Source organism: Cupriavidus sp. 21MJTG02-4, assembly GCF_057798975.1.
The window spans coordinates 409866-423250 of sequence record NZ_JBYOJP010000003.1; the positions used below are offsets into that span (position 1 = coordinate 409866).

Here is a 13385-nt window from a genome sequence, read left to right on the forward strand (position 1 = left end):
CCTTACCCATGCAAGGAGTACAAGATGCAAACCCATGAACTGCTCGACAAGATCTTCCGCGGCGCGCGCAGCCAGAACGGCTGGCTCCCGACGCCCGTGCCGGACAGCAAGCTGCAGGAACTGTATGACCTGATGAAGTTCGGCCCGACCTCGGTCAACTGCTCGCCGGCGCGGCTGGTGTTCGTGCGCACCGAGGAAGGCCGGGCAAAACTGCGTCCGGCACTGGCGCCCGGCAACGTCGACAAGACCATGGCCGCGCCGGTCGTCGCCATCGTTGGCTACGACACCCGATTTTACGAACACCTGCCGGAGCTGTTTCCGCACAACCCCGCGGTCAAGGCATGGTTCGAGGGCGACGAGAAGGTGGAATTCGCCAACACCACCGCGTTTCGCAACGGCACGCTGCAAGGCGGCTATCTCATCGCCGCGGCTCGCGCGGTCGGCCTCGATTGCGGCCCGATGTCAGGCTTCAACAACCAGGCGGTCGACCAGGCCTTCTTTGCCGGCACCAGCATCCGCTCGAACTTTATCTGCGGGCTTGGCCACGGCGACCCCGAAAAAGTGTTCGCCCGCAGTCCACGCCTGTCGTTCGAACAGGCCTGCCAACTCGCCTGACCGCCGGGAGCCTTGCCATGCAAGAGTACGACCAGCATAACCTGACCCAGGCCGTCATTGCGCGCCTGGCCGACACGCCGGATGCGCGCACAAAAGAGATCATGACCGTTCTGGTGCGGCACTTGCACGACTTCGCACGCGAGGTGAGGTTGACAGAGTCCGAGTGGATGCGAGGGATTGATTTCCTTACCGCCACCGGACAGCTGTGTGACGACAAGCGCCAGGAATTCATCCTGCTCAGCGATGTGCTGGGCCTGTCGATGCTGACGGTGGCGATGAACCACGAGAAGCCGGATGGCTGCACCGAGTCCACGGTGTTCGGGCCCTTCCACGTGCAGGGCGCGCCGCACTACGCGCATGGTGCGGATCTGGCCAACGGCGCGAAGGGGGAGCCGTGCGTGGTCCATGGTCGCGTCATGGGCGCGGACGGCCGGGCAGTTGCCGATGCCGTCGTGGAAACCTGGCAGGCGGACGCCGACGGCCACTATGACGTGCAGTACGAAGGGCTTGAAGTAGCCCAGGGCCGCGGCGTGCTGAAGTCGGGCGACGATGGCCGCTTCCATTTCCGCACCGTCGTCGCGCAGGCTTACCCGATTCCTGACGATGGCCCTGTCGGCGAGTTGCTTCGCGCCACCGGCCGTCATCCCTGGCGGCCCGCGCACCTGCACTTCATGATCCAGGCACCTGGCTACGAGACCCTCGTGACGCACGTCTTCCGGCGCGGCGACAAGTACCTCGATTCGGATGCCGTGTTCGGCGTGCGCAAATCCCTGGTCGGCGACTGGGTCCGCCTGGCCGATGGCACCTACCGGCTCGACTTCGACTTCGTGCTGAATCCGGCCCGCTAGCAACGGCACCGGGCGCGCCGCCCTGGCGGGCGGCGCGGCTGCAACCACGCACCGTGCCGAACCGGCCCGGTGTATCACGCGGTCTTTCGGAGTGGCAAATGGGTTCGATAGATGGCACGAAGGCGTGGCGCGCCCGCGCACCGCTGCCGGTCCGGTTCGGGCGGCTGGCGCTCGTCGCCGCATGCGCAGCGGCTAGCGTGCCGGCGCGCGCCACCGAGGGTGGCGGCAACTCCTACCCCATCGGGGTCGACAATCTGTATTCCGGCCTGATGCTGCCCGAGGGCGCCAACTGGCTGCTGTTCTACCAGCATTACGATGCAGGAAGCTCCAGGGACAATGCCGGCCACGACAACCCGAAGCTGGCCAGCTTCCACCTGCAGCTCGACGCCCTGGCGCCGCGGCTTTCGTATGTCTGGCCGGGCGTAAAGGTGTTGGACGCCAACCTCGAAACGCGGGTGGTGGTGCCCATCGTGTCGGCGAATCTCGACATGTCGGCGGCAAGGCCCACGCCGCTGCCGCCGCTGGACAAAGGCGGTAACAAGACCGGCCTCGCGGACATGACATTGGCCCCGGTGCTGCTGGGCTGGCACAGCGGCTCGTTTCATCAGATCGCCGGCATCGAGTTCCACCTGAAGACCGGCGCCTACGATGTCCATGACCCGGTCAATATCGGCCGCAACTACTACCAGATTGCGCCGAGCTACGCGTTCACCTGGTTCCCGACGCGCAATGTCGACATCAGCGCCAAGTTCCGCTACGGCTTCAATACGCGCAACCAGGCGACCCACTATCAGTCCGGGGACGAAGCCACCATCGAGTTCAGTGCCGGCTACCACGTCACGCCAAGGCTGACGCTTGGCCTCAACGGCTATTACTACGTCCAGACCACCGACGACACGCAGGACGGCGTGCGCGTCAACGGCAACGGCAACCGCGGCCGCGTCACGGCGCTGGGGCCGGATATCTGCTTCCAGCTCAACGACAAGGTCAGCTTCTCGATCAAGGGGCAGTTCGAGTTCGGCGCCCGCAATCGCCCCGAAGGCAACCGCATCTGGGCCATGGGCCGCCTGTCGTTCTGACCGGCCTTGCACCCTGTCAAGCCGCATTGGAGACCTAAGATGAACGCATTCCAGTACTCCGCCCGTGCCCAGCGCATTGTCTTCGGCGCCGGCACGATCGAGCAGGTTGGCAAGGAGATCGCTGCGCTGGGCGCATCGAGCGCCCTGGTGCTCAGTACACCCGAGCAACGCCCGCTGGCGGAACGCGTGGTGGGCCTGCTTGGCGCTAGCGCGATCGGCATCTTTGACCGTGCCGTGATGCACGTGCCGGTCGAGACGGCGCGCGCGGCGTGTGCCATGGCATTCGAGCTTGGCGCCGACAGCGTGGTGGCGATCGGCGGCGGCTCGACCACGGGCCTGGCCAAGGCCATCGCCCTCGAGATGAGCCTGCCGGTGCTGGCGATTCCGACCACCTATGCCGGCTCCGAGATGACCGCGATCTATGGCCTCACCGATGCCGGCCTCAAGCGCACCGGCACCGATGCGAAAGTGCTGCCGCGCACCGTGATCTACGACCCGGAACTCACTTACTCGCTGCCGGTTGCGGTCAGCGTCACCAGTGGCATCAACGCGCTGGCGCACGCCGCCGAGGGCTTGTACGCGCATGACCGCAATCCGGTCTCGGACCTGATGGCGAGGGAGGGGATACGCGCCATCGCGGCGGCGCTGCCGGTGCTCGCGGCCGAACGGGATACGTCCGTGCTGCACGCGGCCCGCTCGGAAGCCTTGTACGGAGCGTGGTTGTGCGGTGCCGTGCTTGGCAGCGTAGGCGTGGCCCTGCATCACAAGCTCTGCCATACGCTTGGCGGCAGCTTCAACCTGCCGCATGCGGAAACGCACACCATCATCCTGCCGCACGCGCTCGCCTACAACGCCAAGGCGGCACCGGGTGCCATGCGCGCCATCGCGCAAGCCATGGGCGCAGAGGGTGCGGCACAAGGCGCGTTCGATCTGGCACGCACGACCGGTGCCCCGCTCGGCTTGCAGCAGATCGGCATGCGGGAGGATGACCTCGACAAGGCGTGCGAGATCACTTTGCGCAACCAGTACCCGAATCCGCGGCCGCTCGAAGCGGTGGCGATCCGCGAACTTCTGCAAAACGCCTGGGAGGGCCGGCGCCCGGCATGATGCGCGTCACCGCTCCCCGGCAAATACTGAAAGGTGCGACATGTGGAAGGTCCCAAAGGCATACAACCACTTTGCGTTCGGCGCGATCCAGGCTGGCGTCACGTGCGCGGTGGCATCCGCGATTGCCAGCATGCAGTTCGCGGCGCAGGGCACCTTTGTTTCGCACTGGCTGCGTGCGTACTTGATTTCGTGGGCTGCGATGCTGCCCGTCGTGGTGGTCGCGGCCCCGTTCATTCGCTGGCTCGCAAACCGGATCACACGCTAAAGGCTGGTGGTGGTTCGCTCGACGATGCCAATCAATCGGTTGATGACGATGATCAAGCATATCGTGATGTGGAAGGTGAACGGCACAACGCCGGAAGAGAAGGACGCAGGCGTTCGCCGCATACAGGCGGCGTTCAACGGACTGGTCGGCGTGATCCCTGGCCTGATGGCACTGGAGGTGGGCGCCGATGTCAGCCGCATCGACTACGCTTGCGACGCGGTGCTCTACACGGAGTTCGAATCGAAGGCGGCACTGGACGCCTACGCGACCCATCCGGAGCACCTTAGGATCAAGCGGGAACTGGAGGATGTCCGGATAGATCACCACCAGGTCGACTATGTCGGCTCCCAGGATCGCCCCCTGCCATAGCCACCGCCAAAAGCGCGGCGTGCGCACGATCGGACACTTGTCGCTGCATCGGAGTGTTGGCCATGTCCGGCGCGCCACCCTGCAAGGCTGCGAATGGTACACATCGCGGATATAGTGAGCCTTGATCCGAAGCCAGCGCGGCGAGCCAAGGGGTTCCCGCGCTGTACGACCAGGTGCGCGACATGGATTACCTGACACATCCTCTTGCCTTGGGCGTCGCGGTGGTCCTGTGCGATGTGCTGGCCTGGCGCCTCATCCGCCCGGAAGGCAGGCGGCTACGGATCATCGTGCGCGTTGCGGTATTTGCACTGCTGAGCCTCGTGCTCGTCAGGAACGGCATGAGCCCGCTTGGCGGTGCCCCGTTTCCCGGGCAGCCCATGCAGCAGTTCCTGGCCCAGGCGCTGCAGATCGTGTGGTGGCTCCTGGGTGCGCGCGTCCTGACGATTACGCTCGATGCGCTGTTCCTGCCGAAGGCCTGGCAAGGCGAACGCCTGTTTCAGGACGTGCTGGGCGCGGTGATCTTTGCCGCGGCGGCGGTCGCCGCCACGGCCTATGTGCTCGACCTGCCCGTCAGCGGTTTGCTTGCCACGTCCGGGGCGCTGGCGATCATTGTCGGCCTGGCGATCCAGAGCACGCTGGGCGATGTCTTCTCCGGGCTCGTCCTGAACGCCACGCAGCCCTACCACCTGGGCGACTGGGTATCGATCGACGGTATCGAAGGCAAGGTCGTGGAGATCAACTGGCGCGCCACGCACCTGTTGAATGGCCAGGGCAATCTCGTGGTCATCCCCAACAGTACGACGGCCCGGTCAAAGATCATCAACTCGAGCCGGCCATCGGAACTGCATGGCGTGAGCGTAACGATCGAAGTCACGCCGGAGGCGCGGCCGAAGGCGGTGATCGAGGCACTGGAACGCGCCATCGCGGGCTGCCAGACGGCGCTGCCGAATCCCAAATCCTCCGTGGTCGTCAAGCACGCCGGCACCAACTCGATCGAATATGAGATGACCTGCTATGTCGCGACCCTGGCGAACAAGCTGGTCGCGACGAACCAGCTCTTTGACCTGGCCCACCGCCATCTGGCCGCGGCGGATATCAGCCTGCGTTCGCTCGGCGTTCCCGGCAACGTCCCGCCGGCCGTCGACCGCCGGGTCCGGTTGCTTTCGACGGTGGGCATCTTCCAGGCCGTTGGCACCGATGAACTGACGCAATTGTCCGGGCGCCTGTCGCGGCACGAGTATGCGTCGGGCCAGGTCGTCGTGACGAGTTCCGATGTCACCGACTACCTGCTTCTCGTCGATTCCGGCGTACTGTCGGTCCACCAGCTGCGCGGCGGGCAAGCCGCGGAAACCAGCCGCCTGGGACCGGGCGACGCATTGGGCGAACCGGGCGTGCTGGCCGGCATCGCCATGGACGCCACCATCGAGGCGGTCACCGATGCCGTGCTCTACCGGCTGGACAAGGCAGATCTCACGCCAATCCTGAAATCGCGACCGGAAGTGGGAGCCCAGATGTGCCAGCTTCTTTCCCAGCGGCGTGAAGCCGGCCAGGACCTGGCAAGCATCCAGCCACCGCCAGCGAGCAAGGTTGGGATCATCCAGTGGCTGCAGGACAAGATGCACAGCATCCACCATCTCACCGGGGATCACGGAACGTGAACCGGGGCTCTGCCGGCCGCCGTCCCCTGGACTTGCATGCCATCCGTCGTCGGCTATGGTGAATCCATGACGGGACTGGTTCCGTACAAGTCGTAAGGACATGCTCCGCCACATTGGGTGAGGACCGCGACATGAGCGCACAGCTAAACCACACCATCGTCTGGTGCAGCGACAAGCAGAAATCGGCAAGTTTCCTCGTGGACATGCTGGAGCTTCCAGCGCCCATCGAATTCGGGCCGATGCTGGTCGTTCCACTCGACAACGGCGTCTCGCTCGACTTCTATGAAAGCGACGGCGCGATAGCCATGCAGCACTATGCGTTCCTGATCAGCGAAGACGAATTCGACCGCGTCTTTGCCCGGATTCGTGACAGGGGGCTTCAGTACTGGGCCGATCCCGGCAAACAACGGGCCGGCGAGACCTATCTGCACAACGGCGGGCGGGGTTTTTACTTCGACGATCCTGACGGCCATTTTCTCGAGGTGCTGACTCGCCCTTACAAGATCGGCGCCTGACACGCCCAAGGTCACCGGCGGGGCTCAGTCCGCGCATTTCAGCCGTCCAGGCACGCGCGCAACGTTCGCGCAAGACGGCACGCTTGCGCTGCATCGGAGATGTTCGCGAAGCCCATCACCAGGCCGCGTGGCGTATGCCGCGTGCGGCCGCTCGCATACCAGATCGACAGTGGCAGCACCGCCAGCCCGGCTTCGCGTGCCCGCGCAGCCACGGCGACATCATCGACAGGGCCATCGGCCCCTTCGGCGAATTGCACGGCGAACTGGATTCCGCCGGGCGGCAACTCGACCATCAGCCGGTCGCCAAACGCCTGCTCCAGCGCTTGCGCGATCAACACGCGCCGCTGCCCGTACAACGCACGCATCCGCTTCACATGCCGCGCAAAATGTCCCTGCCCGATAAAGTCTGCCAGGGCGGACTGCAATAGCAGCGGCGAGCCTGCGTTCATGCTGCACGCGACGCGTCCGACGCGCTCCACGGCGCGTTCGGGTACCACCGCATACGCGAGCCTCAGGCCGGGAAACATCACCTTGCTGAACGTGCCGCAATAGATCACGCGATCATGCCGGTCGAGGCTCTTCAACGCCGGCAGTGGCCGGCCCAGATACCGGAACTCGCTGTCGTAGTCGTCCTCGATGATCCAGCGGGACCCTCTCTCTGCCCAATCGAGCAGCGCCATGCGTCGTTCCAGCGAGAGCGTACGCCCGAGCGGGCTCTGGTGCGATGGCGTGACCATCGCGAAGCGCGCCTCCGGATCCAGTGCCAGTCCACGCGCCACGTCGATGCCTTCGTCGTCGACCGGCACCGGCACGAGCTGCACGCCGGTCTCCGCGAGAAAGCCGCGCGCGAGCAGGTAGCCGGGATCCTCGAACCATGCGCGATCGTTGGGACTCGCCAGGCTGCGCAACACGAGTTCGAGCGTTGCGCGATAGCCGCCGGTGACGAACACCTGTTCCGGCACGCAGCTTACGCCGCGCGACAAACCCAGATAGGTGGCGATATGTTCGCGCAGCGGCCGATAGCCAACCGGATCCGGGTAAGCCAGCATGGAGCGCTCGCCACTGCGCCCGCGACGCGAAACAAACCGGTTCCAGATCTTGCGCGGAAATGCGTCCAGCGCGGGCAGCCCCGGCTGCAGGGGCCGCGGCTCGCCGCTCATGGCGACGCTGATCGCCGGCTGTCGCGGCGCAGGCCAGGCACCGCGCGATGCGTCCTGCATCGTCAGCGCACCCGCGTCGTCAGTGCCCGGCCCGTCTGGCACTGTTGGGCGGCGCTGCCCGGACGCCGAACGCGTCACCGACTCCGGCAGTGACGGCGACACGAACGTGCCCGCTGCGCCGCGCATCTGCAGGTAGCCCTCGTCGACCAGGATCGTATAGGCCAGTTCGACGGTGCCCCGCGCGGTGTTCAGCTGCATGGCGAGACCGCGCAACGCCGGCACGCGGTCGCCGGGGCGCAGATGCCCTGCCGTGATGGCAGTCCTGAAGCGCTCGCAGATCTGCAGATAGATCGGCAACGGCTTCTGCCGATCGATTTCGATGGCCAACGCGGGGGTTCGTACGGTCATGGCGGTCTGGCAGGCATGGGGACTCGACAAGGACTTGGCCTAGTCATATTGACAATTCTTGGCCCTTATTACTAGGGCATGAGTGTCCCACAATGAGCTGAGCGATGCGGCGGTGACAGGGACTTCCACCCGATGTCGTGCCCACGAACGCGCCGCACGCTCCTCTTCCCTCATATGGAGACTCTGTCATGAAGATCGTCATAATCGGTGGTTCCGGCCTGATCGGCTCGCGTGTTGTCCGGCTGCTGGCCGAAGCGGGCCATACGGCAGTCGCCGCATCCCCGCGTACCGGCGTCAACGCCGTGACGGGCGAAGGCCTGGGCAACGCCCTGGCGGGTGCGGATGTCGTCGTGGATGTGACCAATGCGCCCTCATGGGAGGCGCAGGCGGTGCTCGACTTCTTCCGCACCTCGGCGCGCAATCTCGGCAAGGCCGAAGTGGCCGCAGGCGTGCGCCATCACGTTGCGCTATCGATCGTCGGCGCCGAGCGCATGGCGGACAACGCGTACTTCATTGCCAAGGTCGCGCAGGAAGAAGCGATCGAAGCGGCTGGCGTGCCCTACACGATCGTGCGCGCGACCCAGTTCATGGAGTTCATCGGCGGCATCGCGGATTTCGGCACGGATGCCGGCACGGTGCGCCTCGGCGACGGACTGTTCCAGCCCATCGCGGCGGACGACGTTGCGGCCAACCTCGCACAGGTCGCGCTCGCGGCGCCGCTGAATGGCTCGATCGACATAGCCGGTCCGGATCGCGCGCCGTTTGCGGAGATCGTGGCGCGTTACCTGAAAGCGGCGGGCGACGCCCGGCCCGTGGTGACCGATCCTGATGCACGGTACTACGGTGGCCAGGTCGAGGAACTATCGCTCGTACCGCTGGGCGATGCGCGGATCGGCCGCATCAGCCTCCAGCAGTGGCTCGCGCAAGCCATTGCGGAGTAAGGCCATGAAAGCGATCCTGTCGATTGCCGCCGCCATGATGCTGTCTTGCGTGATGGTCGGGCAGCCGGCCATGGCCGCACCGGAAGCCAGTGTCACGCCGCTGCGCACGGAGCCCTTGCCAGAGTACCCGGGCAAGGAAGTCCAGATGATCGTCGTGGACTATCCGCCCGGCGCGGTAGACCCCGTGCATCGTCATGACGCCCACGCCTTTGTCTACGTGCTGGACGGAAGCATTGTCATGGGCGTCAAGGGCGGCAAGGAGGTGACTCTCAAACCCGGGGATACTTTCCACGAACGCCCCGACGACATCCACACGGTCGGTCGCAACGCCAGTTCCACGCAACCGGCCCGGTTTGTGGTGTTCCTGATCAAGAACAAGGGCGCGCCGATCCTGACGCCCGTGAAGTAACAGGCTCGTTGACGCAGGCACCGGCGCTGCCGGACCTGCGCGTGATTCAGGGCTCGGCAAGTTGCCTTGTCGGGCTGAACTCCTCCCGAATTCCCTTCCTTGAAAGCGCGTTTCACATTACGAAATTTGCGCGAATTTTCCCCAGCGATATTTTTCGTTTCCCGAAAACGCGTTCCACATCGCGAAATCACATACCTATCCCTTTGAAAAATAAGGGAAAACTAAGTCTTATGTCTTATATAAGACCTTGCCGCACCGCACCAGATACACCCTACAATTACTCCACGCTGCTTGCTTCGACATCGGTAGCGACACACCGAATCCCTATTCTGAAACGCGCCTCATCCCTTAGGAAATTGACATGGCCCAGTATCAAGACGACATCAAGGCAGTTGCCGGTTTGAAAGAGAAGCACGGCAGCGCGTGGGACGCCATCAATCCCGAGTACGCCGCACGCATGCGCGCCCAGAACAAGTTCAAGACGGGCCTGGACATCGCCAAGTACACCGCCAAGATCATGCGTGCCGACATGGCCGCCTACGATGCGGATCCGTCGAAGTACACGCAGTCGCTGGGTTGCTGGCACGGTTTCATCGGCCAGCAGAAGATGATTTCCATCAAGAAGCACTTCAACAACAACACCGACCGCCGCTACCTGTACCTGTCGGGCTGGATGGTTGCCGCGCTGCGCTCGGAGTTCGGTCCGCTGCCGGACCAGTCGATGCACGAGAAGACCTCCGTCAGCGCGCTGATCCGCGAGCTGTACACCTTCCTGCGCCAGGCCGACGCCCGTGAACTGGGCGGCCTGTTCCGCGAACTCGACGCCGCCAAGGACGCCGCCGCCAAGGCCGCCATCCAGGCAAAGATCGACAACCACGTGACCCACGTGGTGCCCATCATCGCCGACATCGACGCCGGCTTTGGCAACGCCGAAGCGACGTACCTGCTGGCCAAGCAGTTCATCGAAGCTGGCGCCTGCTGCATCCAGATCGAGAACCAGGTGTCCGACGAGAAGCAGTGCGGCCACCAGGATGGCAAGGTCACCGTGCCGCACGAAGACTTCCTGGCCAAGGTGCGCGCGGTTCGCTACGCCTTCCTGGAACTGGGCGTGGACGATGGCGTGATCGTGACTCGTACCGACTCGCTGGGCGCCGGCCTGACCAAGCAGATCGCCGTGACCCACACGCCGGGCGACCTGGGCGACCAGTACAACTCGTTCCTCGACTGCGAAGAAATCTCGGCCGACGCCCTGGGCAACGGTGACGTCGTCATCAAGCGCGAAGGCAAGCTGCTGCGTCCGAAGCGCCTGCCGAGCAACCTGTTCCAGTTCCGCGCCGGCACGGGCGAAGCGCGCTGCGTGCTCGACAGCATCACGTCGCTGCAGAACGGTGCCGACCTGCTGTGGATCGAAACCGAAAAGCCGCATATCGAGCAGATCGCCGGCATGGTCCGCGAGATCCGCAAGGTCATCCCGAACGCCAAGCTGGTGTACAACAACAGCCCGTCGTTCAACTGGACCCTGAACTTCCGCCAGCAGGCGTATGACGCGATGAAGGCCGCGGGCAAGGACGTGTCGGCCTACGAGCGCAGCCAGCTGATGAGCGTCGAATACGACGAAACCGAACTGGCCAAGGCCGCCGACGAGAAGATCCGCACCTTCCAGGCCGACGCCGCCCGCGAAGCCGGCATCTTCCACCACCTGATCACGCTGCCGACGTACCACACCGCCGCACTGTCGACCGACAACCTGGCCAAGGAATACTTCGGCGAGCAAGGCATGCTGGGTTACGTGGCTGGCGTGCAGCGCAAGGAAATCCGCCAGGGCATCGCTTGCGTCAAGCACCAGAACATGTCGGGCTCGGATATCGGTGATGACCACAAGGAGTACTTCAGCGGCGAAGCAGCGCTGAAGGCGGCGGGTAAGGACAACACGATGAACCAGTTCTGATACGGGTCATACCCCGCAAGGAAGAACGCCAACCCGTGATGGGTTGGCGTTTTTTTTTGAGCCATCCGACCGCTTCCGCACGAGCAGCAAGCGTCGTGGACAGGCAGGTGGGATGTGGGGTCAGTCTGAGCCGCGTGCGGACGATTTGGAGGTGGGGCGCCTTTCGGCCAGATGCAGCCCTTCAACTCGCCCTTTGAGCGGCCCTACGAATGACCGATCAACTCTGGGAACTGCCAGACGACCTTACAAAAGCAACTCTTCCGCGAACGCTTCCCCTTGCCGGGTGTGTAGGACTTCATCGCGGTGCGGATGCTCTGCACAGCCCACAATGGATGCCGCAGCGGCCGTGAGCGCAACCAGGCAGCGTTGATGAAAAAGTCGAGGGCCGGTGCCGGTCAGATCCATGCCTTGCATGTCATTTGCGGCAGGCCGCTCACAGGCGAGGAAAATGAGAACAGCCCACCGGCAAGTGGCTGCTGCGCGCGCTGTGCAGGAGAGAGTCCTTTCCGTGCGGTGGTGACGTAGACGGTCCGGAGGTCATCGCCGCCAAAAGCCAACTTGGTGATGTTGTCGCACGGGAAGCGAATGACATCGACCAGAGAGCCGTCTGGCGACCGCCGCTCGATCCTCGCACCGCCGAAGACGGCGATCCAGAGATGGCCTTCGACGTCGACCGCCATTCCGTCCGGATAGCCCGTGTCGGCGAGCCGAGCTAATACACGCTTGCCTGACAACATGCCACCTTGTCCTACGTCGAAGCCGTAGACGACGCGCCTGACTGTGTCGGCGTGATAAAGCGTGCGCCTGTCCGGACTCATGGCGGGGCCATTGGTAATGACATAGCCGCTGTCGCGGCGCCATGGCTGGCCTTCGGCGTTGACCCTGTAGAGCGAACCGGTCAGAGAAGTTTCACTGTCATCCATCGTGCCGAACCAAAGCAGGCCGCTTGGATCGACGAACCCATCGTTGATCCGGTTACCCGGCAGCCCAGTCTCCGCCTCCATCAGTCGCTGGCAGGTACCGTCCGCTGGATCGAAACGATAGAGCGCGTCCTGCATGCCACAAATGAAATACCCATCGGTACTTGGAACGATGAAACCAGGCTGTCCGTCGACCGGCCAGGAGTGCTTCCCCCCTGTCACCGTGGAATAGCGATGGATTTTCCTACCTTTGATGTCGACGAAATAGACTGAGCGTGTGCCTTGATGCCAAACCGGCCCTTCGCCAAGCTCAGCGCCGAGTTGCCACAGGCAAACAGGATGGTCATCTTTCATGCGCCAAAGTACCCCGCATCGACAAAATACTCGCGCCCGGAGCAGCGAGACGCGTCGTCCGATGCCAGGAACAGCGCCATGCTTGCCACGTGCCGCGGCTCGATACGTTCGGGAAAGCATTGGCTTTCCAGCAGGCGCGCTTCACTCTCCGGCGTTTGCCAGAGTTGCATCTGACGCGCGGTGCGTACCGCGCCGGGAACGATGCAGTTGACCCGGATGCCATGGCGGCCAAGGTCCCGCGCCAGTCCGCGTGTCAGCCCCTCGATACCGGCCTTCGCCGTCATGTAGATCGAGAGATCCGGTACGGCGACGTGCCATGACGCGGAACCCATGTTCAGGATGACGCCTTGTGCGGCTGTCCGCATGCTGGCTGCCGCCAACTGGGCGCAGAAGAACTGATGGCGCAGATTGACCGCGATGCAGTCTTCCCAATAGGCAGGCGTTACGGCATCGACGTGGTGTCGGTCATCCCGTCCAGCATTGTTGACGAGTACATCGATCGGATTGTTAGCCTCGGTGATCTGCCCGAATACGGCCGTGGTCGCGCCCACATCTCGCAGATCGCAATGATGAAAGGTGGCCTGCAGATCTTCCGCGGCCAGCGCGCGCTGCAGCGACCTTGCGTCCACCTCGCCAATATCGATGAAATGAACGTGGGCGCCCTGCCGTGCAAAGGCATTCACCATCTCCGCACCGATGCCACTGCCGCCCCCCGTGACGACGACGGTCTTGTTCTTCAAGCTGGGATAGATCGCATAAGTCATCCGATTCTCCAAAATCTCCATGATT

Annotated in this window: 14 protein-coding genes; 11 read left to right on the forward strand and 3 right to left on the reverse strand. The window is 64.0% G+C overall.

Going from position 1 to position 13385, the window contains the following annotated elements; translation table 11 throughout:
• The first annotated feature begins 24 nt into the window (after nt 1-24).
• The 8 genes from AC3FKH_RS08200 (at nt 25) to AC3FKH_RS08235 (ending at nt 6456) form a co-directional block, all read left to right on the forward strand.
• Nucleotides 25-615, forward strand: a complete 591-nt coding sequence (locus AC3FKH_RS08200) for a malonic semialdehyde reductase (protein WP_488674501.1) — start codon at nt 25-27, stop codon at nt 613-615.
• A 17-nt stretch (nt 616-632) separates the two neighbouring features.
• On the forward strand, nt 633-1463 hold the full coding sequence (locus AC3FKH_RS08205; RefSeq protein ID WP_488674502.1) for an intradiol ring-cleavage dioxygenase: 831 nt from the start codon (nt 633-635) through the stop codon (nt 1461-1463).
• A 98-nt stretch (nt 1464-1561) separates the two neighbouring features.
• On the forward strand, nt 1562-2542 hold the full coding sequence (locus AC3FKH_RS08210) for a SphA family protein (RefSeq protein WP_488674504.1): 981 nt from the start codon (nt 1562-1564) through the stop codon (nt 2540-2542).
• Between the two features lie 39 nt (nt 2543-2581).
• Nucleotides 2582-3649 (forward strand): maleylacetate reductase, encoded by a 1068-nt coding sequence (locus AC3FKH_RS08215; RefSeq protein ID WP_488674506.1) that lies wholly within the window; start codon nt 2582-2584, stop codon nt 3647-3649.
• Between the two features lie 40 nt (nt 3650-3689).
• On the forward strand, nt 3690-3914 hold the full coding sequence (locus AC3FKH_RS08220) for a DUF2798 domain-containing protein (RefSeq protein ID WP_483733805.1): 225 nt from the start codon (nt 3690-3692) through the stop codon (nt 3912-3914).
• A 42-nt stretch (nt 3915-3956) separates the two neighbouring features.
• The gene (locus AC3FKH_RS08225) at nt 3957-4283 is read left to right on the forward strand and encodes a Dabb family protein (RefSeq protein ID WP_488674508.1); all 327 of its coding nucleotides are present in this window, start codon (nt 3957-3959) and stop codon (nt 4281-4283) included.
• Between the two features lie 182 nt (nt 4284-4465).
• Nucleotides 4466-5941 carry a mechanosensitive ion channel domain-containing protein gene (locus AC3FKH_RS08230; RefSeq protein WP_488674510.1) on the forward strand — a complete coding sequence of 492 codons (1476 nt, stop codon included), beginning with the start codon at nt 4466-4468 and terminating at the stop codon, nt 5939-5941.
• Nucleotides 5942-6072: 131 nt separating this feature from the next.
• Nucleotides 6073-6456: a VOC family protein gene (locus AC3FKH_RS08235; RefSeq protein ID WP_488674512.1), complete on the forward strand. Its 384-nt coding sequence runs from the start codon at nt 6073-6075 to the stop codon at nt 6454-6456.
• 38 nt (nt 6457-6494) lie between these two features.
• On the opposite strand, the gene pdxR is transcribed toward AC3FKH_RS08235, so the two are convergent.
• Entirely contained in the window at nt 6495-8024 is a 1530-nt protein-coding gene (gene pdxR, locus AC3FKH_RS08240; RefSeq protein WP_488674513.1) for a MocR-like pyridoxine biosynthesis transcription factor PdxR, read from the reverse strand.
• 188 nt (nt 8025-8212) lie between these two features.
• Here pdxR and AC3FKH_RS08245 point away from each other — a divergent pair, with 188 nt between their 5' ends.
• The 3 genes from AC3FKH_RS08245 (at nt 8213) to AC3FKH_RS08255 (ending at nt 11322) form a co-directional block, all read left to right on the forward strand.
• Nucleotides 8213-8965, forward strand: a complete 753-nt coding sequence (locus tag AC3FKH_RS08245) for an SDR family oxidoreductase (RefSeq protein ID WP_488674515.1) — start codon at nt 8213-8215, stop codon at nt 8963-8965.
• Nucleotides 8966-8969: 4 nt separating this feature from the next.
• Entirely contained in the window at nt 8970-9374 is a 405-nt protein-coding gene (locus AC3FKH_RS08250; protein ID WP_488674517.1) for a cupin domain-containing protein, read from the forward strand.
• Between the two features lie 361 nt (nt 9375-9735).
• A complete protein-coding gene (locus tag AC3FKH_RS08255) occupies nt 9736-11322 on the forward strand; it encodes an isocitrate lyase (RefSeq protein WP_483733798.1) in 1587 nt (528 codons plus the stop codon).
• A 395-nt stretch (nt 11323-11717) separates the two neighbouring features.
• Here AC3FKH_RS08255 and AC3FKH_RS08260 read toward each other — a convergent pair whose 3' ends face one another.
• On the reverse strand, nt 11718-12596 hold the full coding sequence (locus tag AC3FKH_RS08260) for an SMP-30/gluconolactonase/LRE family protein (RefSeq protein ID WP_488674519.1): 879 nt from the start codon (nt 12594-12596) through the stop codon (nt 11718-11720).
• Entirely contained in the window at nt 12593-13360 is a 768-nt protein-coding gene (locus AC3FKH_RS08265) for an SDR family NAD(P)-dependent oxidoreductase (protein WP_488674521.1), read from the reverse strand. The genes AC3FKH_RS08260 and AC3FKH_RS08265 overlap by 4 nt, the downstream gene beginning before the upstream one ends.
• Between the last annotated feature and the right edge of the window lie 25 nt (nt 13361-13385).

What these genes read in the sequence shown, in the direction of transcription:
- AC3FKH_RS08255 (WP_483733798.1), top strand. Translation starts at nt 9,736, where the DNA reads ATGGCCCAGTATCAAGACGACATCAAGGCAGTTGCCGGTTTGAAAGAG.
- AC3FKH_RS08230 (WP_488674510.1), top strand. Translation starts at nt 4,466, where the DNA reads ATGGATTACCTGACACATCCTCTTGCCTTGGGCGTCGCGGTGGTCCTG.
- AC3FKH_RS08210 (WP_488674504.1), top strand. Translation starts at nt 1,562, where the DNA reads ATGGGTTCGATAGATGGCACGAAGGCGTGGCGCGCCCGCGCACCGCTG.
- pdxR (WP_488674513.1), bottom strand. Translation starts at nt 8,024, where the DNA reads ATGACCGTACGAACCCCCGCGTTGGCCATCGAAATCGATCGGCAGAAG.
- AC3FKH_RS08260 (WP_488674519.1), bottom strand. Translation starts at nt 12,596, where the DNA reads ATGAAAGATGACCATCCTGTTTGCCTGTGGCAACTCGGCGCTGAGCTT.
- AC3FKH_RS08205 (WP_488674502.1), top strand. Translation starts at nt 633, where the DNA reads ATGCAAGAGTACGACCAGCATAACCTGACCCAGGCCGTCATTGCGCGC.
- AC3FKH_RS08200 (WP_488674501.1), top strand. Translation starts at nt 25, where the DNA reads ATGCAAACCCATGAACTGCTCGACAAGATCTTCCGCGGCGCGCGCAGC.
- AC3FKH_RS08265 (WP_488674521.1), bottom strand. Translation starts at nt 13,360, where the DNA reads ATGACTTATGCGATCTATCCCAGCTTGAAGAACAAGACCGTCGTCGTC.
- AC3FKH_RS08235 (WP_488674512.1), top strand. Translation starts at nt 6,073, where the DNA reads ATGAGCGCACAGCTAAACCACACCATCGTCTGGTGCAGCGACAAGCAG.
- AC3FKH_RS08225 (WP_488674508.1), top strand. Translation starts at nt 3,957, where the DNA reads ATGACGATGATCAAGCATATCGTGATGTGGAAGGTGAACGGCACAACG.
- AC3FKH_RS08250 (WP_488674517.1), top strand. Translation starts at nt 8,970, where the DNA reads ATGAAAGCGATCCTGTCGATTGCCGCCGCCATGATGCTGTCTTGCGTG.
- AC3FKH_RS08215 (WP_488674506.1), top strand. Translation starts at nt 2,582, where the DNA reads ATGAACGCATTCCAGTACTCCGCCCGTGCCCAGCGCATTGTCTTCGGC.
- AC3FKH_RS08245 (WP_488674515.1), top strand. Translation starts at nt 8,213, where the DNA reads ATGAAGATCGTCATAATCGGTGGTTCCGGCCTGATCGGCTCGCGTGTT.
- AC3FKH_RS08220 (WP_483733805.1), top strand. Translation starts at nt 3,690, where the DNA reads ATGTGGAAGGTCCCAAAGGCATACAACCACTTTGCGTTCGGCGCGATC.